The following is a 22,742-nucleotide window of genomic DNA, read 5'->3' as shown; positions in this document are numbered from 1 at the left end:
ACGCTCACTTCGAGAACCCCGGCGCCGCATCCGGCGACGCGATTCCACCGAGCACCGAACGCCATACCGCGCCGTCACGCTGTTCCGACTGTTCGCCAGGCGTCGCCGGCAACGCGGCGCCCCTGGCGATGGGCGAGACCAGATGCGGGGTCACGATGATGACCAGTTCCTTGTCGTTCTGCGAATAGCTCAACTGCTTGAAGAAGGCGCCGATGATCGGCAAGTCGCCGAGCAGCGGCACCTTCGACACGTTCGAAACCGTCTCGCGGTCGATCAGGCCGCCGATCAGGAAACTCTCGCCGTCGCCCAGTTCGACCGTGGTGTCGGCACGCCGCGTGGTGATCGCCGGCACCGAAATGCCGTTGATCGTGATCGCGTTCGTAAAGTCCAGCTCGCTCGCTTCCGGCGCCACCTTCAGCGCGATCCGCTCGGGACTGAGCACGGTGGGCGTCAACATCAGGCCGACGCCATACGGCTTGTATTCGATCGACACCGTGCCGAGCGCCTGCGGCACCGGTACCGGGATCTCGCCGCCGGCCAGAAAGCTCGCGCTCTGGCCCGACAGGGCGACCAGCGTTGGTTCCGCCAGCACGCGCGCGAGGTTGTTGCTCTCCATCAGGCTCAGGTCGGCCGCCAGACCCCGCGTCGCCGAGTTGAACACCAGATTGAAGGCCGACGAGATCGGCGCGGTCGAGTTGAATACCGGCGACTGGCCGTACGTCGCGGAGGTCAACGCCGAAGGGGCAAACGAGCCGAACGAGAAACCGTTGTTCTGCTTCAGAATGTTGAGCCCGATCTGCTTGAGCACCGTCCGGCTGAACTCCACCACCCGCACGTCGACCTGCACGACTGAGCGCGTCGCGACGGTCGAGGCATCCACCACATTCGCCGCTGCGCCGCCTGCCGCTCCTGCGGCATACCCGCCACTGCCACCGCCTCTGCCGGCGCCGCCGCCCTTGCCGCCATCGGCTGCGCCGCTCAAACCGCTGCCTTGCGCCGCCGCATGGGCGCGCGCTTCGGCTTGCGCGACCGCAACGGCCTGCTGATGCTGCTCCATCGATGCAGCCGAGCCGGAAATGACGGCCGTATCCCCCACCGCCTTCACGCCAGGCGTACCCGGCCCCAGCAGCGCACCCGAGGCCGCGGTCGTCACGTTGACCGTGTACGACATCGGCGCGTCATGGTTACGCTCCCACAGCATCAGGTTCGTAGTACCTGGCGACTTGCCGATCAGCAACACGCCACCACGCTTGTCGCCGCGGATGATCAGCACGTCCGCCACCGTCGGGTCGCCAATCGCGATCCGTTGCAAACTATGGCCGAGCGCCAGCGACTGCTGCGAGCCCACTGTGATGTCGACCGTCTGCGCGACTGTCTGCATGCCGTCTGCCGCATGGCTGGCCGGCGCTACGGCCAACGATGCCACACAGAGCCACCCTGCGATCGCGCAAGCAAAAATCCGTTTTTTCATATTTTTATGGACGCGTCCGGCCGCCCGCTCCCTGGAACCCTATCGGGCGACTGTTTCGGCACGCCCGCCCCGTATGACTTCAATATTGTCGTTCGCCGCCGTGACCCGTGCGGCGGGCCGGACAACACGCGGCGCCAGCGGCGCTCGCGCGGCTGTGTTGCCCGCACTGCCGGATAATTCATCGAGCGCCACACCGGCTGCGGCGCGCGTCGAGTCCTGTACGTCGTCGCCAGCCGGCGCATTGGCGGCAATCTTCAAGACTCCCTCGGCAGGTGCAAAAGCGGCTGGATCGACTACTTCGGCATCCTTTGGATTGCGCAGTGCGAACACCAGCCGCCCCGATGTTTCAGCCAGCGTCAGTTTGTCGATATCGCCTACCGGTACGGCCAGCACCGCCGTGCGCACCATGCCGTTCGCGTCCCCCGGGTTATCGGCGCCCGGTGTCGCGTTACCGAACGCCAGCACACGCACCTTCGACATCAGCAGGCGAGCCTGGCTGCGGGCGACTTCCGCGCCGCTGGCGCCGGTGCCCTCACGTTTGAGCGTGAAGAACACATCGACGAAGTTGCCCGGCCGCAGGCGATTGCCGACGGCGTTGCTTTCATCGACCCGCACCGCCACCGCACGCTCACCCGGTTCGATCCGCTCGGCGATGCCCGACGACAACTGGGCTTCGAGGACCGGCGAATCCGCGCCGATGTCCGAGGTCGGCACACGTCCGGCCAGCATCGACGGATCGCCGAACGCACCGTTCGGATTGATCGGCAGCGACTGCACACGCAGCGCATCGACGGTGATCGATTTGCCGGCCGGCAGCACGCGCGCGGCCACCACGACCGGGAAGGTGGCTTGGGCCACGGGCGCGGCGGGATGAACCACGGGCCGGCGCGACAACGTCCAGGCAAAGGTGCCGAGCAGCAGCGCGAGCGCAATCAGAACGCCTGCGAGGATCCGGGTCAGGTTCGGCATGACGGATCGCCCGATGGTTCGGGCGCGCACCGGCCCGAGCGCAACTGAGGCAGGCAAGACGCAACCGGAGAGGGAAGAGCCAACGCGTGCATTAAAGTATGTTTTCCGGGTTGAGTTGCACCGTCGCACTGCTCACCAGCGAAGCAGGCAACACGAAATTGGTCAGCGGCAAGTTCGGCACCAGCGGCTTGCTTCCATAGTTGTAGGTGAGCGTCACGACGATGCAGTCCATTGTTGCGTCGTAGCTACACGCACTCGAACTCGATACACAGGTGGCGCTGCTGATCAACGATGTCACCATGCCTTTTGCCGTGGTGCAGGCAGCGGACGAGCGCGCGGCCAGCGCGTTGGCGGAGCTCGTCGCCGATTGATAGTTGAGCGCGGCGCGCGCGCCCTCTTCTGCTGCCAGGGTCAGGTTCTGTTGCGCGACGAAGATCACGCTATAGGTGATGATGCCGTACAGGATCACAAAGAACAGCGGAAACACCATGGCGAATTCCACGGCGGCGGTACCGCGCTCGCGGCGTGAGCGCAAAAATGCATTGCGCATGACGCGACGCGAAGCCGGTTGATAAGCAGTCCGGCTCATCGCGCCCCCACAACGAACGCTTGCAGCCCCATCCACACGATGGCAGGCACGGTCAGACAGGCCGCATACGGCGTCGCGCGCTTGCTGCCCAATGCAAAGGTCGACACACCGGGCCGCCCGAGCGCGGCAAGCCGGGTGCGAGTGGAGACCAGTAACCAGACCGCATGGCAACCCGCTATCAGGCTCGCGGCGATCCATAGCCCCACTAGCGCGTGCATGCCGCACCATGCGCCGAGTACGGCGAAAACCTTCACGTCGGCCCCACCCATCACGCCCAGCGCGAAGAACGGCAAGAGTGCGCATAGGCCGACGAGCGCGCCAAGCGCGGCCTGGGAAAGCGAAATTCCGAATGGGTCGTGATCCAGAGCGGCGCACGCCAACGCCGCCGCCAATCCGGCAACGACAAGCGGATTCGACACGTGTCGACTACGGCAATCGCATACCGCGACGACCGCGGCCCAGACCGCGAAAAGGGAATCGCTAAACAGATTCATATCGGACTCGACGGACGAGACAAACCGATGCGAGTTGCAAGCGCAACCCGCATCCGTTCCGTTGGCAATGCTTTTGTGATGCACGCAGAGTCTGCCGGCACACCGGCAAGCGTCGACCCTATACGCGATGACAGAAGCTGCCGCCGTCAACCTTTACGAATTACAGCGCCTTGGCTACGGCGTCGAACACGTTCGCTATCGCGGTCTGCAGGGTTCCCAGGCTGGTGACAAGGAGGAGTGCGACCAATCCCGCAATCATCGCGTACTCAATTGCGGTAACCCCTTGGTTATCTCTCAGGAATCGTGTGGTGAACTTTTTCATTTTGCCCTCGGATTTCAGTCTTCATTCGTATTCGCGCTGCTCATGATGAGTGTGTCTGCAGTGCCGTGATCGACGTTTCTCTCGTTCGCCGAACCCAGGTCTTTTGCACTGCACACCACGTTCATCGCAGCTGGCTTCAAAGCAATAATTTACATTTGGCCGTCTGTTCGATATCGCACCTCCCTCGACAAACTCAGATGCTCCCGGCTTTTATAGCGTATCAATCCTATTAAAGCAATTGTCCGCTGCCCGATAGGCGCTATTTTGTTTGAAGCCGACTGTCCACCTAGATTAACGGCAGTTCGTGCGTTGCAGCACATAGGACTAACCATAGGTTAGATTCGCTGCACTAATTATCTGTTTGAACGAATCGTTTCAAGCGGCGCGTGTCCTCCACGTTACGCATCCCACCGTAACGCCGAATCCGGCTCGTTACGTTACGCACGGCGCGAAACCGTTTTCAAGCGCGCCATTCAAACGCCATTCTGATTCGACAACCACTTCATCAATCTCCCGCACAACCTTGCTGCACTTCGCTTTCAGCCCTGCGAAGCAAATTCGTTATGCATTCTCCAGTCGAAATGGCATGGCTGTTGCAGTGGTAGGCACGCGGGACCACCCAACAACACATGCGATTCGAGGGCGACATGAATATTCAAACGGCAAACTTCACGGTACGGGCAACAGTACTCGCGGCAACGGCGGCAGCCATGCTGTCTCTGAGTGCCTGCGGCGGCTCGGGAACCTTGAGTTCGGGGACGGGGAGCAGCGGTAGCGGCAGCGACGGGGGTGCGCTGTCGACGACGAGCGGCAGCGGCTCGAGCATGGGCGCAACGTCCGGCGGCTCGGATGGTTCGGGTTCGGGGAACAGCGCAGGCAGCACATCAGGAAGCACCACGGGCGGCGTCACAGGCAGCGGTTCGAGCAGCGCCTCGGCGCAAGCCAATGCACTCGGCACCGTGGCCGGCAACACGGGCAACATCGTCAGCAACGTCGGTTCGACGGTCTCGGGGCTCGGCTCGGTGATCGGCTCGCAAACCGTTCCGGGCCTCAGTTCGGCGACCACCCAGTCGCTCGGCGGGATTGTGCAAAACGTCGGCGCCGCGGTCTCCACGCTCGGCAACGGCGTCACCCAAGGTCTCGGCCAGCTCGGCACCGGCGGCAATGCGGTCGGCACGACCGTCTCGAGCCTGGGCGGCGTAGTCAGCAACGTAGGCGGCGCTGTCACCAGCACCGGCAATCTCGTAACGAGCCTCGGCAGCGGACCGCTGGCCCCGCTCTCAGCGCTTACGTCGCCGCTCGGCGGGGCGATCGACACGCTCGGCGGCGCCGTCACCAACGGCGGCAGCACGCTGACGTCGGCCCTCTCGACCGGTCCGGTCGAGCAGGTCACGCAAACGGTCAGCACGGCCATCACCCCGATTACCTCAATGGTCGCCGCCACGACCCAGACAGTCGGCACGGCAACGGGCCTCGGTGCGCCGGTCAACGGCCTGCTGTCGACGATCGGCGGCGGCCTCGGCAAGGCAGGCAGCCTGCTCGCCGCGACCGGCAACAACCCCGTCACCACGGGCCTCGGCAATGTCGTGACGAGCACCGGCACGACAGTCTCGTCGGTCGGCGGCCTGTTGACCGGCGGCAGCACCAACCCGCTCGCGCCGCTTACGGGCCTGCTTGGCGGCCTGACTTCGGTCGCAGGGGGAACCACTGGCACTGGTGGCAGCCCGCTGGCTCCAGTGACCGGCCTGCTCTCGAGCGTCACCGGTACCTTGAGTGGCGCCACCGGCGGCAGCAGCAGTCCGCTCGCGCCCGTCACCGGCCTGCTCGGCGGCCTGACTTCGGTCGCGGGGGGAACCACTGGCACTGGCAGCAGCCCACTGGCTCCAGTGACCGGCCTGCTCTCGAGCGTCACCAGCACCTTGAGTGGCGCGAGCGGCGGTAGCAGCAGCCCGCTTGCGCCCGTCACAGGCCTGCTCGGTAGCGTGACCGGCACCTTGGGTAGCGCTGCCGGCGGCAGCAGCACCTCGAGCAGCAACCCGCTCGCCCCAGTCACGGGCCTGCTCTCGACGGTCACCGGCACGCTCGGCAGCGCCGCCACGACGGCCAACAGTACCGCCAAGGGCGCCACGACCACCGCCTCGACCAGCCCGATCAGCGGTCTGACCTCGAGCACCGGCAGCAGCGCCGTCGGCGGCCTGCTGTCGCCCGTCACCTCGCTGGTCGGCAGCCTGCTCGGCGGCGTTTCGAAGAAATAACCCGGTAAGCAGACCAGGCGGGCGGCAGCGGATACGCGGCCTCCCCCGCCTCGCCTAAGCTGAGCGGCGCCGCTCAGAGATAGCTGCACCGGCGCGCGGAGACCATCCATTCAGAGTCACAAGAGACCGAGGAGCACCCTATGTCCACCCCACGTTTTTTTGTTCCCGAAGCGGCCTGCGCGAGCCTGTCGTCGCTGCGCGCACCGCTCACCGCACTCGCTGTCGCATGCCTGCTCGCCGCTTGTGGCGGCAACGGCCTCACCGCGCCGCCTGTCGCTTCCACCACCGGTAGCGGTTCGAGCGGCGGCACGACCACCACCACCGGCGCCGGCTCGGGCAGTAGCGGCACCGGCAGCTCGCCCACCGGCACCACCACGACCACCACCACGACCGGCTCTACCGGCACCACGGGCACGATGACGGCAGCCGCCCAAACCGTCAACGACCTCGGCAATACGATCTCGTCGCAGAGCATCCCGGGCCTGAGCTCGCAGGTGACGCAAGGGCTCGGCAGCACCGTCTCTTCCGCCAGCGGTCCGCTCACCGCGCTCGCCAACGCGGTGAGCAACGGCGTCGGCCAGACCGGTTCGACGGCGAATCCGCTCGGCACGACGGTCGGCGGCCTCGGCTCGGTCGTGACCTCCACCAGCGGCGTCGTGCAGGGCTTGAGCAGCACAGTCGCCGGACTCGGTACGGGCACGCTCGCCCCGCTCTCACCCATTACGACGCCGCTGGCGAGCACGCTCAGCACCGTTGCCGACGGGGTCAACGTGGGCGGCACCGTACTCGGCAACGTATTGACTTCGGCGCCGGTGCAGCAGATCACGCAGCCGGTCAGCACCGCCATCACGCCGCTCGTGCAGACTGCGGGCGTCCTCACGCAGACGGTCGGCACGACCACCGGGCTCGGCGTGCCGGTCTCGGGCGTGCTGGCGCAGGTTGGCGGTGCGCTGGGCACGGCCGGTTCGACCGTCGCCTCGACCACGCAGAATCCGCTCGGCACGGACGTCGGCAACCTGATCGGCTCGGTCGGCAACACGGTGACGAACGCCGGTGGCCTCGTCAATCCGAACGGCCCGAACGGCGCGGCGCCGATCCCCGGTCTGATCACGAGCCTCGTCGGCAGCACCAATGTGGTAGTGGCCAACGGACCGCCCACCGGCGCCGCCGCCAACGGCCTGCTCGGACCGTTGAATGCGACGCTTGCGAGCGTCGGCCTCGGCGCCAATCCGCTCAACGCGGTGACTTCTCTGCTCGGCGGCTCGCCACTGTCGACACTCTCGTCGGTCACGGCCGGCACGCCGCTGGCATCGGTCACGGGCTTGCTCGGCAGCGTCCCGCTGGGGTCGGTCACATCGGCCCTGGGTAATGCCACCAGCAGTTCCAACCCGCTCTCGGCAGTCACCGGGGTTGTGGGCAGCGCCACCGGCGCGGCCAGCGGCACCCCGGCCGGCTCGCTGCTCGCGCCGGTCACGGGCCTGCTCTCGACGCTCACCGGCACGCTCACCTCGGCGACGGGATCGACGAGCAACGCAGCCAGTGGCGCCACCTCGCTGCTGGGTGGGCTGATCCCGGCACAACATAAGTAGTCCGCAGCAGTGGACGATGCCGGCCGCCCGCATTCGCGACTCGCAACCACAGCGGCCGCTTGCATCAGCAGTTCGCATCGGCCACGTGCTCCGCAACGCACGGAGCACGTGGCGCAACACGCGCAGGCATGGCAGTATGCGCGAAGCCACACACAAGCGCTCACGACCCGCCAGGACAGGCGGCGAGCTCACATGATAAAAACGGCAATACGAGGAAAATCCGATGAAACTCGGGTACGGCAGATGGGCACTCCTGCTGGCGGCCATCGCCGCAGGCGCAGTGCAGGCGCAATCGCGTCCCGCGGTTGGCGGCAACCCCGTTGGGGGCAACCCGCTGGATTCGCTACCGCAAGTCAACGCGCCCGACAAAGGGCCTAACGTTACGCTGCAGGTGCAGCCGCAGGCGCCGCAGTTGCAGGCCTTGCTCGCGACGCATCTGACGCCCACCCGGTTTCAGGTGGAAGGCGTGAAAACGATTCCGTTCAATGACGTCGCGCAGCGCTTCACTCCGCTCGTCGGCAAGGACATCACAATCGGCGACCTGCTCAAGATCGCCGACGAGGTCACCAAACTGTATCAGGCGCGCGGCTATGCGCTGTCATTCGCCTTCATACCGGCGCAGAACTTCGAGAACGGCGTGGTGCGCGTGACGGTGGTGGAAGGCTATGTGTCGGAAGTGAAGGTGACCGGCAATCCGGGCAAGGAAGAGGAAAAGATCCGCGCGATCGCCGAACACATCCGCGAGGACCGGCCGTTGCGGCGCGCCACGTTCGAGCGTTACATCAACGTGCTGGGCATACTGCCGGGCATCAAGGTGGCCGCGAACGTGGCGCCGCCGCAGAACACCGACGGCGCCGCCACGCTCGAACTCAAGGTCGAACACCAGCCTGTCAACCTGAGCGCCGGGGTCAACTTCAATCAGCCCGGCGTGCAAGGACTGCTCACCGCAACCGAAAACGGCCTGACCTCGCTCGGCGAGCAACTGAGCGTCTCGGCGCTGCTGCCCAAAGGCCGCGACAACGTCACCTACTTGGCCGCTCATGGCGCGGTGCCGATCGGCAGTGAAGGCCTGGTGGCGAAGATCGACGCCTCGCATTACCGCGGCAATCCGGTCGACAACCCCGGCCTGCCCTCCTATGTGCAGCGCACGGTGATCAACGACAAGCTCGGCGGTTCGCTGTCCTACCCGCTTCTTTTGAGCAACAGCCGGAGTGTGATCGGCACCGTGTCGGCCTACGCGTCGCACGACGAGGACGACTATCAGAACCAGATCAACGGCGCGCGGATCGGGCTGCGCTCGCAAGTGCGCGTACTGCAGTTGCAGGCCGACTACGCGAGTGTGCAGACCGGCCAGGTGCGCAAGGCAAGCGTGAACGTTGCGCAGGCCTTCAATATTCTGGGTGCGTCGAAATCCGGCGAATCGAACATACCCGGCCTCGTCGAAACCAATCCCGCCTCGGTCACCTTCACGCGCACCGGCGCGAGCTTCTCGCAGACCAACGAGTGGCCGCTCAAGATCGGCACGGCGGTGGCCATGACGGGACAGTACAGCCCCGATTCGCTCCCTACCTCGGAGCAGATCTCGTTCGGCGCGCAGCATTTTGCGCAGGGCTACGAGCCAGGTGAAGCGTCGGGAGATTCGGGCTGGGGCGCGTCGGTGGAGGTCAATCGCGGCTTCACGCCAGGCTTCACCTATCTGCAGACGGTCACGCCGTATGTCTCGTTCGACATGGCGCGCGTGTATCTGCATGCCGGCACACCGTCACCGTCGAAGCTCGCGTCGATTTCGCTCGGCTTTCGCATCTCCGACAAGAAGTACTACACGCTCGACCTCTCGGTGGGCAAGGCCGTGGGCGATGCGCCGGTGGAAAGCGCCTCACGCAGTCCGCGCATCAACGCGACCTTTTCGTATCAGTTGAATTGAGGCACGCGTTTTGCACGGTGACTGGCACGTGCCGCTGTTTTGATTAGAGGGTCCACTATCAAACGGCGGACGCAGTTTCACGTATTCTGCGCTTTCAATAACGCCGCGCGACCACGATCGCGCGGACTTTCATCAAGGAGGAAGACAATGACGTCATTCACCCAACGCACCCGCGCCATCATGATGCGCACCGCCAGACAGGCGGCCCTCGCCGGCGTGCTGCTCGCCGGCGCCGTCAGCGCCATGGCGCAAGCCGACAGCCCGGTCGGCACGTGGCAAACCATCGACGATCACACCGGACAGCCCAAGGCACTCGTGCAGATCACCGAGGACAGCAACGGCGCGCTGCAGGGCAAGGTCATCAAGGGGCTCAACCCGAACGACCAGCCCGGCCGGCGCTGCACGGCGTGCACGGATGCGCGCAAAGACCAGTTGATCCTCGGCATGACGATCATCAACGATCTGAAAAAGGATGGCGACGGCTGGGACGGCGGGGAGATTCTCGACCCGGAAAACGGCAAGGTCTACAAGTGCAAGATGCACCTCGAAGACGGCGGCCAGAAACTGGTGGTGCGGGGGTATATCGGCGTTTCGCTGCTGGGCCGCTCACAAACCTGGATTCGCCAGCAATAAGCCTTGAAGGCCCGCGTGCGCGGTGTAACCGTACGTGAGGCAGCGGTACGCAACGAATGGATGATCTAGTAAAAAACCGGCCGACGATTTTCTCGTGCGGCCGGTTTTTTTCGATTGAGCGGGCTCAGTTCAGTGAGCTCAATTCGGTGGACTCGTCATGCCGCGTGCCTGAAGGACCCTGCGAAGGCGAATGCCGAAGGCACTGCCGGCCGGGAGGCTGCCGGGCCGTAGAGTGCCGGCCTGGACGGTACAACAGGCGTTGCTTCCGCATGCGCGGCCTTCTCTTCGGGGCGGACATGGATGCGCATGCGCAACGCCATCATCGCGCACAATTCGGTGCTCGCCTCGCCGTACAACTGCTCCATCACGCGCTTGAGCACGCCCGATTCATGCCAGGCTTTAAAGCGCCGGTGGCAGGTTTGATACGACGGGTATTTGCGCGGCATGGCAGACCAGGTGGCGCCGCTATACATGACCCACAGCACGCCGTTTAGCACGGAACGCGTGTTGGCGAGGGGCCGGCCGCGCAGTTCGGTGCGCGGCCGCAGTTCGGGAAGCAGCAGCGCAACGCGCTGCCATTCTTGATCGTTGATATCGCGATACGGGGTCATGGATTTCTCCTTCGTCAAATCTATGACCAAGAAGATATCGGCCCGCCCCCGGAGCGAACATAAGACCAATCCGAATCTTAAAAATACGCCGGAGTGCACCCATGACAGGCCGACGGTCCCAGCTCTATCGCGATGGAATCCGTGTCCAGGGGAACCACGAAACGCTGCAAATCGTTCAGGTCAACGAGGTATCGACAATGCGGCGCGGCGCATCGAGATATTCCTTCGATTGCATCTCCACAATGCGCGACACCGTACGCGTGAACTCATTGGCCATCGGGCCGTCCGTGTACAACAGTTCCGGCGGCACCGCTGCGGACATCAGCAGCTTGACCTTGTGGTCGTAGAACACGTCGATCAGCCACGTGAAGCGCCGCGCTTCCGAGGCCATCCGCGCGCTCATCTGCGGCACGCCCGAGAGGATCACCGCGTGAAAGCGGCTCGCCAGTTCCAGATAGTCGTTCTGCGAGCGCGGGCCGCCGCACAGCGTCGAGAAATCGAACCAGACCACGCCGTCAGCCTTGCGTAGCGCCTTGAGCTCGCGCTTTTCGATGTGCAGGATCGGACTCTCGTCGGGCACCGCGGCGAGGCGCGCGAAGGCGTCGCGCAAGGCCTTGTCCGAGGCGGCGCCGAGCGGCGTGTGATACACCTCGACCTGGGCCAGCGTGCGCTGCCGGTAGTCGACGCCCGCATCCACATTGACCACATCGAGCTTGCTCTTGATCAGTTCGATGGCGGGCAACATGCGGTCGCGGTGCAGGCCGTCCGGATAGAGCGTATCCGGATCGTAGTTGGACGTCATCACGAACTGCACGCGGTTCTCGAACAGCTTGTCGAGCAGACGGTACAGGATCATCGCGTCGGCGATGTCGGAGACGTGGAATTCGTCGAAACAGATCAGGCGGTAGCGCTTGCCGATACGGCGCGCCAGTTCGTCGAGCGGATCGGCCTGACCTTTGAGCTCTTCGAGTTCGCGGTGCACTTCGCGCATGAACTCGTGAAAATGCAAACGCGTCTTGCGCTGCACCGGCACAACCGTAAAGAAGCTGTCCATCAGGAAGCTCTTGCCGCGACCCACCCCACCCCACATGTAGACGCCACGCGGCAGGTCCGGGTGAACAATCAGCTTCTTGAACGCATTCGAGCGGCGCGCCTTGTACTCGACCCACTCTTCATAGCACCGCTGCAGACGGTCGACCGCCGCGCGTTGCGCCGGGTCCGATTGATAACCCCGCGTCTGCAGTTCTTTTTCGTAGTATTCGGTGACGTTCATTTTCTGGCTGCAAAAAAGAAGGCGGGAGGGATTGAACCCGCCCGCCTTCGTCGTGAAGCTAAGGTGCTGCGATCAGTCAGGCGTGCGCGTGATTACATGTTCAGCGCGCGCTTGTCCACGGCGAGCGCCGCTTCGCGCATCACTTCGGACAACGACGGGTGCGGATGGCAGATGCGGCCGATGTCTTCAGACGCCGCCTTGAATTCCATCGCCACCACGGCTTCCGCGATCAGGTCCGATGCGTTGGCCGAGATGATGTGCACGCCGAGCAGCTCGTCGGTCTTCGTGTCGGCGATCATCTTGACGAAACCATCCGCCTTGTTGATGCCGAGGGCGCGGCCGTTGGCCATGAACGGGAACTGTCCCGTCTTGATCTCGCGGCCTTCTGCCTTCAGTTGCTGCTCCGTCTTGCCGACCCACGCGATTTCCGGTTCGGTGTAGATCACCCACGGAATGCAGTTGTAGTCGATGTGCGGCTTCTGACCGTCGATGATTTCGGCCACCAGCACGCCTTCATCTTCCGCCTTGTGCGCGAGCATCGGGCCACGCACCACGTCGCCGATCGCGTACACGTTCGGCACTGCCGTGGCGCAGTGGTCGTCCACGTCGATGAAGCCGCGTTCGTTGGCCTTCAGACCGATCGCTTCGAGACCGAGGTTATCGGTGTTCGGCACGCGGCCGATCGACACGATCAGGCGGTCCGCTTCCAGCTTCTGCGCGTTGCCGTCCTTGTCCGTGTAGTTCAGCGTGACGCTGTTGTCAGTCGTGGTGACTTCGCCGACCTTCACACCCACGTGGATGTCGAGGCCCTGCTTCTTGAACTGCTTGGCCGCTTCTTTCGCGAGCGCCTGATCAGCGGCGCCGAGGAATTCCGGCAGCGCTTCGAGCACCGTGACTTCAGCGCCCAGACGGCGCCACACCGAGCCCAGTTCCAGACCGATCACGCCGGCGCCGATCACGGCCAGCTTCTTCGGCACGGAGTCGAAACTCAATGCGCCTTCGTTGTCGGCAACGATCTTGTTGTCGACCGGGATGCCCGGCAGGTGACGCGCCTTCGAACCCGTGGCGATGATTACGTTCTTTGCCGTGACGACTTCGGTTTCGCCTTCGCCGCTCACTTCGATCTGCACGCCGGCGTCGGTCTTGCCGGTGAACTTGCCATGGCCCTTGAGCCACGTGATCTTGTTCTTGCGAAACAGGAATTCGATGCCCTTGGTCATCTTCTCGACGATGCCTTCCTTGCGGGCCAGCATCTTCGTGATGTCGAGCTTCACGTCCGACACGTTGATACCGTGGTCGGCGAGGTGGTGCTGCGCGTTTTCAAATTCTTCGGACGACGCGAGCAGCGCCTTCGACGGGATGCAACCCACGTTCAGGCAGGTGCCGCCGAGCTTCAGCGCGCCGGCCGGGTTCTTCCACTTCTCGATACAGGCAACGGTCTTGCCGAGCTGCGCAGCGCGGATAGCTGCGATGTAGCCGCCGGGACCGGCACCGATCACGACGACGTCGAATTCTTTGGACATGACAATCCTTTTGATGACGGAACGACGCGCGGCCACGCTTCGTGGCGCGCGTCACTCCGATACTGCCGAATGCTGGAGACGTGCTACCTGGATGGCGCCGGCCGGCAAGGCCCAGGCCGGCGCCGGGTGGACCGACGCTTACAGGTCGAGCAGCAGGCGCGCCGGGTCTTCCAGCGCGTCCTTCATGGCGACCAGCGACAGCACTGCTTCGCGACCGTCGATGATGCGGTGGTCGTACGACAGCGCCAGGTAGTTCATCGGGCGGATCACGATCTGGCCGTTTTCGACCACAGCGCGTTCCTTGGTGGCGTGCACGCCCAGAATCGCCGATTGCGGCGGGTTGATAATCGGCGTCGACAGCATCGAGCCGAACACACCGCCGTTCGAGATCGAGAACGTACCACCGGTCATTTCTTCGATCGACAGCTTGCCGTCCTTGGCCTTCTGACCGAATTCAGCAATCTTCTTTTCGATTTCCGCGAGGCTTAGCTGATCTGCGTTGCGCAGGATCGGCACCACCAGGCCACGCGGCGAACCGACCGCAATACCGATGTCGAAGTAGCCGTGATAGACGATGTCGTTACCGTCGATCGAGGCATTCACCAGCGGGAACTTCTTCAGTGCGTGGACCGCGGCCTTGACGAAGAACGACATGAAGCCGAGCTTCACGCCGTGTTCCTTCTCGAACTTGTCCTTGTACTTGTTGCGCAGGTCCATCACCGGCGCCATGTTCACTTCGTTGAACGTCGTGAGGATGGCGTTGGTTTGCTGCGACTCGAGCAGACGCTCGGCGATACGCGCGCGCAGACGCGACATCGGCACGCGTTGTTCCGGACGGTCCTTGAGCCACGCTTCGGCCGAGGCCGGAGCCTTGACGTCCGGCAGCGACGGCTTGGCAGCCTTCGGTGCGGCAGCCGGTGCCGGCGCAGCCTTGGCCGGCGCCGGAGCGGCGCCGGCGGTCAGCACGTCACCCTTGGTGATGCGGCCGTCGCGGCCCGTGCCGGCGACGTCGCCCGATGCCAGGTTCTTTTCCGCCATCAGCTTGGCGGCGGCCGGCGAAGCGGCCGTGCTCGCACCCGTTGCGGATGCGGCTTGAGCAGCCGGTGCTGCTGCGGGTGCCGCGGCGGCAACCGGAGCCGGCTTCACTTCTGCTTCGACAGCAGCGGCGCCAGCGGTGCCTTCCGTGTCGATCTTGGCGATCACCTGATCAGCGGTGACGGTATCGCCGTCGTTGGAGATGACTTGCGCGAGCACGCCAGCCGCGGGAGCCGGCACTTCGAGCACGACCTTGTCGGTCTCGATTTCGATGAGGATTTCGTCAACTGCGACAGCCTCGCCGGGCTTCTTCTTCCACTGCAGCATGGTGGCTTCCGACACCGACTCCGACAGCTGGGGGACCTTGACTTCTACAATAGCCATTGTGATTTTCCTGAATACGTATCTGGTGACAACGAACCGTCTGCGAACCCTGATCTGCGGCGCGAGAGCCGTCAGATGCGGTGCGGGAAAGCGCCCTGCGCTTTCCCGGTTCGGTTCAATAAGTTATTTAGCGATCGACGCGCTCTTCAGACGGCCGAATGCACCTTCAACCAGCGCCTTCTGCTGCTCGTAATGCTTCGCGTAGTACCCAACTGCCGGCGAAGCCGAAGCCGGACGGCCGCTATAGGCCAGCTTCTGTCCTTCCTTCATGCCTTCCTTCAGGTGATGCTCGATGTAGAACCACGGGCCCTGATTCTGCGGCTCGTCCTGCACCCAGACCACTTCGGTCGCATTGTCGTACTTCTTCATTTCCGCTTCGAACTGCTTGTGCGCGAACGGATAGAGCTGTTCGATACGGATGATCGCGACGTCGTTGGCCTTCGCTTCGCGGCGATGTGCCAGCAGGTCGTAGTACACGCGGCCCGAGCAGGCCACCACGCGCTTGACCTTCTTCGCTTCGATGGCCTCGTCGATTTCGCCGAGGATCGGCTGGAACGCGCCCTTCGCCAGTTCGGACAGGTCCGACACGGCTTCCTTGTGACGCAGCAGCGACTTCGGCGTAGCGACGATCAGCGGCTTGCGGAACAGGCGGATCATCTGACGGCGCAGCAGGTGGAAAATCTGCGCCGGCGTGGTCGGCTGAACGACCTGCATGTTGTGGTCTGCGCACAGTTGCAGGAAACGTTCGATACGTGCCGACGAGTGCTCCGGACCCTGGCCTTCGTAGCCGTGCGGCAGCAGCATCGTGAGACCCGAAACACGGCCCCACTTCACTTCGCCCGACGAGATGAACTGGTCGATCACGACTTGCGCGCCGTTCACGAAGTCGCCGAACTGCGCTTCCCATGCGACGAAGGTATTCGGTTCAGCGGTCGAGTAGCCATATTCGAAGCCCAGAACGGCTTCTTCCGACAGCACCGAGTCGATCACCGTGAACTTCGCCTGACCTTCAGCGATGTTCTGCAGCGGCACGTACGTGCCGTCGTTCCAGCGTTCGCGGTTCTGATCGTGCAGCACGGCGTGACGGTGCGTGAACGTGCCGCGGCCCGAGTCCTGACCGGTCAGGCGCACCGCATAGCCCGATGCGACCAGCGACGCGAATGCCAGGTGTTCGCCCATGCCCCAGTCGAGCTTCGCTTCACCACGGCCCATCGCGCGACGGTCGTTGATGACGCGCTCGACGAGCGGGTGCACCTTGAAGTTTTCCGGAATCGTGGTGATGCGCTCAGCGAGGCGCTTCAGCTCAGCCAGCGGAACTGCGGTATCCGCCGCGTCGGTCCACTTGCGGTTCAGGAACGGAACCCAGTCCACCGCGTACTTGCTCTTGTAGTTCGAGAGCACCGGATCGACGGTGTGATGGCCTTCGTCCATCGCCTTGCGGTAGGCCTTGACGAACTCATCCGCGTCGGCAGCCGTGATCACGCCTTGCTGCACCAGCTTTTCGGCGTACAGTGCGCGCGTGCCCGGGTGCTTCGCAATCGTCTTGTACATCAGCGGCTGCGTGACAGCCGGCGTGTCCTGCTCGTTGTGACCGAGCTTGCGGAAGCAGACGATGTCGACGACGACGTCCTTGTGGAACTGCATCCGGAAGTCGATAGCGAGCTGCGTAGCCAGCACCACTGCTTCAGGATCGTCACCGTTGACGTGCAGCACCGGTGCTTCGATCATCTTGACGACGTCCGAGCAGTACAGCGTCGAGCGCGAGTCGCGCGGGTCCGACGTGGTGAAGCCGATCTGGTTGTTGATGACGATGTGCAGCGTGCCGTGCGTGCCGTAACCACGCGTTTGCGCGAGGTTCAGCGTTTCCATCACGACGCCCTGGCCGGCGAAAGCCGCGTCGCCGTGGATCTGCACCGGCAGCACTTGCAGGCCGCTGTCGTCGCCGCGGCGGTCCATACGGGCCTTGGCCGAACCTTCGACCACCGGGTTGACGATTTCGAGGTGCGACGGGTTGAACGCGAGCGACAGGTGAACCGGGCCGCCTTCGGTCGAAACGTCCGACGAGAAACCCTTGTGGTACTTGACGTCGCCGGCCGGCAGATCGTCGACGTGCTTGCCTTCGAATTCGGCAAACAGGTCCGCCGGCATCTTGCCGAGCGTATTGACCAGCACGTTCAGACGGCCGCGGTGGGCCATGCCGATGACGATTTCCTGCACGCCGCGGGCGCCGCCGTGACGCACGACTTCGTCCATCGAGGCGATGAAGCTTTCGCCGCCTTCGAGCGAGAAGCGCTTCTGGCCGACGTACTTGGTGTGCAGGAAGCGCTCGAGGCCTTCAGCGGCGGTCAAGCGGTTCAGAATGTGTTTCTTCTTGTCAGCCGAGAAGTTCGGCGTGGAGCGGATCGACTCGAGCCGCTCTTTCCACCAGCGCTTCTGTTCCGGATCGCTGAGGTACATGTATTCGACACCGATCGTGCCGCAATACGTGTCGCGCAGCGCCTTGACGATCTCGCGCAGCGACGCGCGTTCGAACCCGAAGTACAGGTTGGTCGCGCTGAATTCCTGGTCCATGTCGGCTTCGGTGAAGTCGTAGAACGCAGGTTCAAGTTCGGGAATAGCGGGACGTTCGCGGCGCTTCAGGGGATCGAGATTGGCCCATTGCGTGCCAAGGAAGCGATACGCGCCGATGAGGGACTGCACATAGACTTGCTTGCGCGCGGTAGCGAGGTCTTCGCCACCCGTTGCGGTGCGCGGGATGAAGGCATTCGCCTTGGCCCGTTGTGCAAATGACTCGACGATCGGGCCATGGGCCACGTCGTTGGCATTGCTGCCATCCGATGCAGGAACGTTCTGCAACGCGTCGAAATACACACGCCAGTTCTCGGGCACTGACGCCGGATTATCGAGATACGCTTCGTACATTTCTTCTACGTACGGAGCATTGCCGCCGAACAGATAGGAGTTCGACTGGAATTGCTTCATCATGTTTACGCTCACCTTTCTTCGAGTTTCTCGAGAAATAGCGGGTTACTCAAACCTTCCGCGACACGGCCTGACCGTTTGGCGGATTGCGCGAATCAAGTCTTGCTTGGAAGGACCTTAACTTGCATCCGCGGAAGCATATCACATAACAGATAGTGCAGATAGCAGGCACAGTGCCGCGGAAGCCTTTCCTGACGGGCTTTCGCGGACCTTTCCAGGAAACGAAACAGTGTTCTTCACGAATCCCTGGAGTAGTCGTGGGACCGGAAATAACAAAAGCCGCCCGAAGGCGGCTTTTGTGTTGCGTTGCACGATAGAAGCGCGTGGATTAGTCCACCGCGCCCTTGCGGCTCGCGCTGCGGCGCTCGTGTTCCTTCAGGTAGCGCTTGCGCAGACGGATCGATTGCGGTGTGACTTCGACCAGTTCGTCGTCGTCGATGAATTCCACCGCGTATTCGAGCGACATCTGGATCGGCGGCACGAGGCGCACCGCTTCGTCGGTACCCGACGAACGCACGTTGGTAAGCTGCTTGCCCTTGATCGGGTTGACGACCAGATCGTTGTCGCGGCTGTGAATGCCGATGATCATGCCTTCATACAGCGGCTCACCCGGCGACACGAACATGCGGCCGCGATCCTGCAGCTTCCACAGCGCGTACGCAACCGCCGCACCGTCGTCCTGCGAAATCAGCACGCCGTTGCGACGCTCGCCGACCGCGCCGTCCTTGACCGGTTGATACGAGTCGAACGTGTGGCTCATCAGGCCCGTGCCGCGCGTGAGCGTCAGGAATTCCGACTGGAAGCCGATCAGGCCACGCGCCGAAATACGATACTCGAGACGCGTGCGGCCACGGCCGTCCGACGCCATGTCGAGCATTTCGCCCTTACGGCGACCCAGCTCTTCCATCACGCCACCCTGGTGGCCGTCTTCCATGTCGACGGTTAGGTTTTCGTACGGCTCGTGCTTCACGCCGTCGATTTCCTGCATCACCACGCGCGGACGCGACACGGCCAGCTCGTAGCCTTCGCGGCGCATGTTTTCCACCAGAATGGTCAGGTGCAGCTCGCCGCGGCCTGCCACTTCAAACGTGGTTTCGTCGCCGGTTTCCTTCACGCGCAGCGCGACATTGTGGTTCAGTTCCTTGAACAGGCGGTCGCGAATCTGACGGCTCGTCACGAACTTGCCTTCACGGCCGGCCAGCGGCGACGAATTCACGAGGAAGTTCATCGTCAGGGTCGGCTCGTCCACCGTGATCATCGGCAGCGCTTCCGGGGCTTCCGGTGCGCAGATGGTCACGCCGATACCGATTTCTTCGATACCGTTGATCAGCACGATGTCGCCGGCTTCAGCCGAGTCCACCTGAACGCGCTCGAGCCCCTTGAACGACAGCACCTGGTTGATCTTGCGGTTGAGGATCGCGCCATCCGGGCCCGAACGCACGGCGACTGCCATGCCCGGCTTGATACGGCCGCGGGTGATACGGCCCACGCCGATACGGCCCACGTACGACGAATAGTCCAGCGACGTGATCTGCAATTGCAGCGGCGCTTCCGGATCGGCATCACGGACCGGCACGTGTTCCAGCACGGCCTCGAACAGCGGGCGCATGTCGCCTTCGCGCACGTCCGCGGTCAAGCCCGCGTAGCCATTCAGGCCCGATGCGTAGACGATCGGGAAGTCGAGTTGCTCGTCCGTCGCACCCAGCTTGTCGAACAGGTCGAAGGTCTGGTTGATCACCCAGTCGATCCGCGCGCCCGGACGGTCAACCTTGTTGATCACCACGATCGGCTTCAGGCCGAGGGCCAGCGCCTTCTTCGTCACGAAGCGCGTTTGCGGCATCGGGCCTTCGACGGCGTCGACCAGCAGCAGCACCGAGTCGACCATCGACAGCACGCGCTCCACTTCACCGCCGAAGTCGGCGTGGCCCGGCGTGTCGACGATGTTGATGTGCGTGCCTTCGTACTCGACCGCGCAGTTCTTCGACAGGATCGTGATGCCACGCTCCTTTTCGATGTCGTTCGAGTCCATCACGCGCTCGGCAACCTGCTGGTTGTCGCGGAACGTGGCGGTCTGACGGAGAAGCTGATCGACGAGCGTAGTCTTGCCGTGGTCGACGTGGGCAATAATGGCGATGTTGCGTAGGGCGCGGGTCATAGGAACCTGGGGACAGTTGAGTGCGCCAGCAGCAGCATTGTGTACAAAGCCAACAAAGCCCAAAGCGCACTTTTGGGAACCCAAAATTATAGCACGCAGAGATTAAGGTTCTCTGGTATTCCCTTATTCCGCTGCATCCCACTCCGCCCATCCCGACATCGGGACACACTTTTCCTTACGTTTCATTGCTGCCGAGCGTCAGCCGCGCGGCCCCGCTTCGCCGGCCGTACCCGCCAGCGCTGGCGCGCCCCTCGGGCCCGATTTTCCCACCGCGGCCTCCAACATTTAATAGCTTGAGTGGGTATAGATCCTTGCCTAAGCTGCAATAACGCTTGCCGCGTCAACTAACCGACCCGTATAATCCTGCTTAGTCAACCATTGCAGTCGCATGAGAATCATGACGGATCAGACCCAAATGTCGCCGGAAATCAGTGCCTATCAGCTAGGCGAAAGCGTCGGCTATCTGATTTCGCGCGTGAAATCGACCGCGTCGAACCTTGTGACGCAACGCACCATGGCGGAGCTCGGCATCACCAGCCAGCAAGCCAGTATCCTGTTCATGGTGGCCAGCGGAAAATGCCTGCTCGCGGCTGAACTGGCCCGTGAATACGGCATCGACGCGAGCGCGGTCACGCGCCTCGTCGACCGGCTGGAGAAGCGCGGCCTGCTGAGCCGGGTGCGCAGCAGCGAAGACCGGCGGGTCGTCCGGCTCGCCCTGACACCCGAAGGCCATAGTATTGCCAGGCGCATGCCGGCAATTTTCAACGGCGTGATGGACGGCCTGCTGGCCGGTTTCACGCCCGAAGAAGTCGGTTTTCTGAAGAGCATGCTGCGCCGCGTGCTGACCAACAGCGGCTGCGATTTATCGGGCATAACCCGTGACACGACAATCAATATTGACAGCAAATCGTCATAACCTGATTGCAACGTCCATCATTACATTCCACTGACACTCAAAAAGAGTCGAGCGATGAAATCCCTTTCCCTGTCCGCGCCCGCACTGTCGTGCCGGGCCGCCGTCACCGCAGCGGTGGCGGCGCTCGCCCTTACAGGGTGCGCGAACTACATTGGTATCAAGAGCGACAAGCAGATGTCGTCGCCGGCGCAGTACGAGTCGAACCAGAGCCTGCCGTCGCAAGACGGCCAGTGGCCTTCGCTCGACTGGGCCAACCAGTTCGGCGACCCGCAACTGCCGCAACTGATCGCGGAAGCACTGGAGGGCAGCCCGTCGATCGCCCAGGCGCAAGCGCGTATCGCCAAGGCGTCGTCGTACATCGAAAGCTCGCGCTCGGCGCTGTATCCGAAGGTGAACGGCAGCTATTCGTGGAACCGCGAGATCTTCTCGGCAAACTCGATCTACCCGCCGCCCTACGGCGGCACCTGGTATAGCGAAAACAACGCACTGGCGAGCGCCTCGTGGGATCTGGACCTGTGGGGCAAGAACCGGCAGCGCCTCGGCCAGGCGGTGTCGCAGGAAAAAGCGGCGGAAGCGGACATGCAGCAGGCGCGCGTGACGCTCGCCGCGTCGGTTGCCAGCACCTACAACCAGCTCGCGCAACTGTATGCGCTGCGCGATATCGCCGCGCGGGAAATCGACAATCGCCAGGACATCAGCCGGATTACCAACGGCCGCGTCACAGCCGGGCTCGACACCAACGTCGAGAAACAGACCGCGTTGGGCAATATCGCGACGACCCAGTCCAACCTGACCGACCTCGACGGCCAGATCACCGTGGCGCGCTATCAGTTGGGCGCCCTGCTCGGCAAGGGGCCGGACCGCGGCATGCAGATCGCCAAGCCGGTTCTGACGACCGGCAACGCTGTCACGCTGCCGGATAACGTGCCTGCCGATCTGGTGTCACGCCGCCCGGATATCGTGGCGGCACGCTGGCAGGTCGAAGCTGCGATGCACGACGTGAAGGAAGCCAAGGCGGAGTTTTTCCCGGACATCAATCTATCGGCGGGCCTGGGCTTCGATGCGTTCGGTTGGGGCAAATTCCTGACCGCGTCGAGCCGTAACATGCAGTTCGGCCCGGCGATCCACTTGCCGATCTTCGACGCCGGCGCATTGCGCTCACAATTGAAGGGCCGTTACGCCGATTTCGATCTGGATGTGGCGAACTACAACCAGACGCTGATCAACGCGCTGTCGGACGTGGCGACGCAAATCGCGACGATCCGCTCGATCGACCAGCAGTCGGGCGACGCGCAGCGGGCGCTCGACGCCTCGACCAAGGCATACCAGTTGGCTGTGATCCGCTATAAGGCTGGCCTTTCGGAGCAACTGCAGGTGCTGACCGCCGACCAGAACCGCCTCGCCGCCGAACAGACGGTGACGAACCTCAAGATGAGACGCCGTGACATGCAGATCGGCCTCATCAAGGCGCTCGGCGGCGGCTTCGACGCGACGCAAACCGGCCTCGTTGTCCCGACCGATGCCAAGGCAGCGTCAGCCGCCTCCGCCGTACCGGCCACGCAGGCCGCGGCGAACTGAAGCCGACTGCCCATCCGAATAAACGACGCAGATTGAGAG

General features: G+C 63.4%; 17 protein-coding genes. 6 read left to right on the top strand and 11 right to left on the bottom strand.

Features of this window, described 5'->3' with window-relative positions; genetic code table 11:
- Positions 1 to 4: 4 nt before the first annotated feature.
- The 5 genes from AC1ECK_RS29680 to AC1ECK_RS29660 all read right to left on the bottom strand — a co-directional run bounded on the left by AC1ECK_RS29680 (position 5) and on the right by AC1ECK_RS29660 (position 3,845).
- Entirely contained in the window at positions 5 to 1,471 is a 1,467-nt protein-coding gene (locus AC1ECK_RS29680; protein WP_480325613.1) for a type II and III secretion system protein family protein, read from the bottom strand.
- 39 nt (positions 1,472 to 1,510) lie between these two features.
- Positions 1,511 to 2,440 (bottom strand): Flp pilus assembly protein CpaB, encoded by a 930-nt coding sequence (gene cpaB, locus AC1ECK_RS29675; RefSeq protein ID WP_480325611.1) that lies wholly within the window; start codon positions 2,438 to 2,440, stop codon positions 1,511 to 1,513.
- Between the two features lie 91 nt (positions 2,441 to 2,531).
- Positions 2,532 to 2,990 (bottom strand): TadE/TadG family type IV pilus assembly protein, encoded by a 459-nt coding sequence (locus AC1ECK_RS29670; protein WP_480325609.1) that lies wholly within the window; start codon positions 2,988 to 2,990, stop codon positions 2,532 to 2,534.
- 35 nt (positions 2,991 to 3,025) lie between these two features.
- On the bottom strand, positions 3,026 to 3,523 hold the full coding sequence (locus AC1ECK_RS29665) for an A24 family peptidase (RefSeq protein WP_480325607.1): 498 nt from the start codon (positions 3,521 to 3,523) through the stop codon (positions 3,026 to 3,028).
- A gap of 160 nt (positions 3,524 to 3,683) precedes the next feature.
- The gene (locus AC1ECK_RS29660) at positions 3,684 to 3,845 is read right to left on the bottom strand and encodes a Flp family type IVb pilin (RefSeq protein ID WP_480325605.1); all 162 of its coding nucleotides are present in this window, start codon (positions 3,843 to 3,845) and stop codon (positions 3,684 to 3,686) included.
- A 647-nt stretch (positions 3,846 to 4,492) separates the two neighbouring features.
- Here AC1ECK_RS29660 and AC1ECK_RS29655 point away from each other — a divergent pair.
- The 4 genes from AC1ECK_RS29655 to AC1ECK_RS29640 all read left to right on the top strand — a co-directional run bounded on the left by AC1ECK_RS29655 (position 4,493) and on the right by AC1ECK_RS29640 (position 10,246).
- Positions 4,493 to 6,100, top strand: coding sequence for a collagen-like triple helix repeat-containing protein (locus AC1ECK_RS29655; RefSeq protein ID WP_480325603.1), 1,608 nt, complete (start codon positions 4,493 to 4,495; stop codon positions 6,098 to 6,100).
- A 140-nt stretch (positions 6,101 to 6,240) separates the two neighbouring features.
- On the top strand, positions 6,241 to 7,689 hold the full coding sequence (locus tag AC1ECK_RS29650) for a collagen-like triple helix repeat-containing protein (protein WP_480325601.1): 1,449 nt from the start codon (positions 6,241 to 6,243) through the stop codon (positions 7,687 to 7,689).
- A gap of 223 nt (positions 7,690 to 7,912) precedes the next feature.
- Positions 7,913 to 9,613: a ShlB/FhaC/HecB family hemolysin secretion/activation protein gene (locus AC1ECK_RS29645; RefSeq protein WP_480325599.1), complete on the top strand. Its 1,701-nt coding sequence runs from the start codon at positions 7,913 to 7,915 to the stop codon at positions 9,611 to 9,613.
- A 180-nt stretch (positions 9,614 to 9,793) separates the two neighbouring features.
- Positions 9,794 to 10,246, top strand: a complete 453-nt coding sequence (locus AC1ECK_RS29640) for a DUF2147 domain-containing protein (protein WP_480325626.1) — start codon at positions 9,794 to 9,796, stop codon at positions 10,244 to 10,246.
- Between the two features lie 155 nt (positions 10,247 to 10,401).
- Here AC1ECK_RS29640 and AC1ECK_RS29635 read toward each other — a convergent pair whose 3' ends face one another.
- From AC1ECK_RS29635 to typA, 6 genes are all read right to left on the bottom strand, one after another.
- Positions 10,402 to 10,857 carry a transposase gene (locus tag AC1ECK_RS29635; protein WP_480325597.1) on the bottom strand — a complete coding sequence of 152 codons (456 nt, stop codon included), beginning with the start codon at positions 10,855 to 10,857 and terminating at the stop codon, positions 10,402 to 10,404.
- 175 nt (positions 10,858 to 11,032) lie between these two features.
- Positions 11,033 to 12,130 carry a cell division protein ZapE gene (gene zapE, locus AC1ECK_RS29630; RefSeq protein ID WP_480325595.1) on the bottom strand — a complete coding sequence of 366 codons (1,098 nt, stop codon included), beginning with the start codon at positions 12,128 to 12,130 and terminating at the stop codon, positions 11,033 to 11,035.
- A gap of 92 nt (positions 12,131 to 12,222) precedes the next feature.
- Positions 12,223 to 13,653 (bottom strand): dihydrolipoyl dehydrogenase, encoded by a 1,431-nt coding sequence (gene lpdA / locus AC1ECK_RS29625; protein ID WP_480325593.1) that lies wholly within the window; start codon positions 13,651 to 13,653, stop codon positions 12,223 to 12,225.
- Positions 13,654 to 13,791: 138 nt separating this feature from the next.
- The gene (odhB, locus tag AC1ECK_RS29620) at positions 13,792 to 15,072 is read right to left on the bottom strand and encodes a 2-oxoglutarate dehydrogenase complex dihydrolipoyllysine-residue succinyltransferase (RefSeq protein ID WP_480325591.1); all 1,281 of its coding nucleotides are present in this window, start codon (positions 15,070 to 15,072) and stop codon (positions 13,792 to 13,794) included.
- A gap of 123 nt (positions 15,073 to 15,195) precedes the next feature.
- On the bottom strand, positions 15,196 to 18,057 hold the full coding sequence (locus tag AC1ECK_RS29615) for a 2-oxoglutarate dehydrogenase E1 component (RefSeq protein ID WP_480325589.1): 2,862 nt from the start codon (positions 18,055 to 18,057) through the stop codon (positions 15,196 to 15,198).
- A 325-nt stretch (positions 18,058 to 18,382) separates the two neighbouring features.
- Positions 18,383 to 20,209: a translational GTPase TypA gene (typA, locus tag AC1ECK_RS29610; protein ID WP_480325587.1), complete on the bottom strand. Its 1,827-nt coding sequence runs from the start codon at positions 20,207 to 20,209 to the stop codon at positions 18,383 to 18,385.
- Between the two features lie 397 nt (positions 20,210 to 20,606).
- On the opposite strand from typA, the gene AC1ECK_RS29605 reads away from it, so the two are divergent.
- On the top strand, positions 20,607 to 21,125 hold the full coding sequence (locus tag AC1ECK_RS29605) for a MarR family winged helix-turn-helix transcriptional regulator (protein WP_480325584.1): 519 nt from the start codon (positions 20,607 to 20,609) through the stop codon (positions 21,123 to 21,125).
- A gap of 54 nt (positions 21,126 to 21,179) precedes the next feature.
- The gene (locus AC1ECK_RS29600; RefSeq protein ID WP_480325582.1) at positions 21,180 to 22,703 is read left to right on the top strand and encodes an efflux transporter outer membrane subunit; all 1,524 of its coding nucleotides are present in this window, start codon (positions 21,180 to 21,182) and stop codon (positions 22,701 to 22,703) included.
- Positions 22,704 to 22,742 lie beyond the last annotated feature (39 nt).

Source organism: Paraburkholderia sp. SSBN10T, from assembly GCF_056619545.1.
The sequence above is the reverse complement of the archived record's forward strand: the minus strand, read 5'-3'. Positions and strand labels throughout refer to the sequence as shown.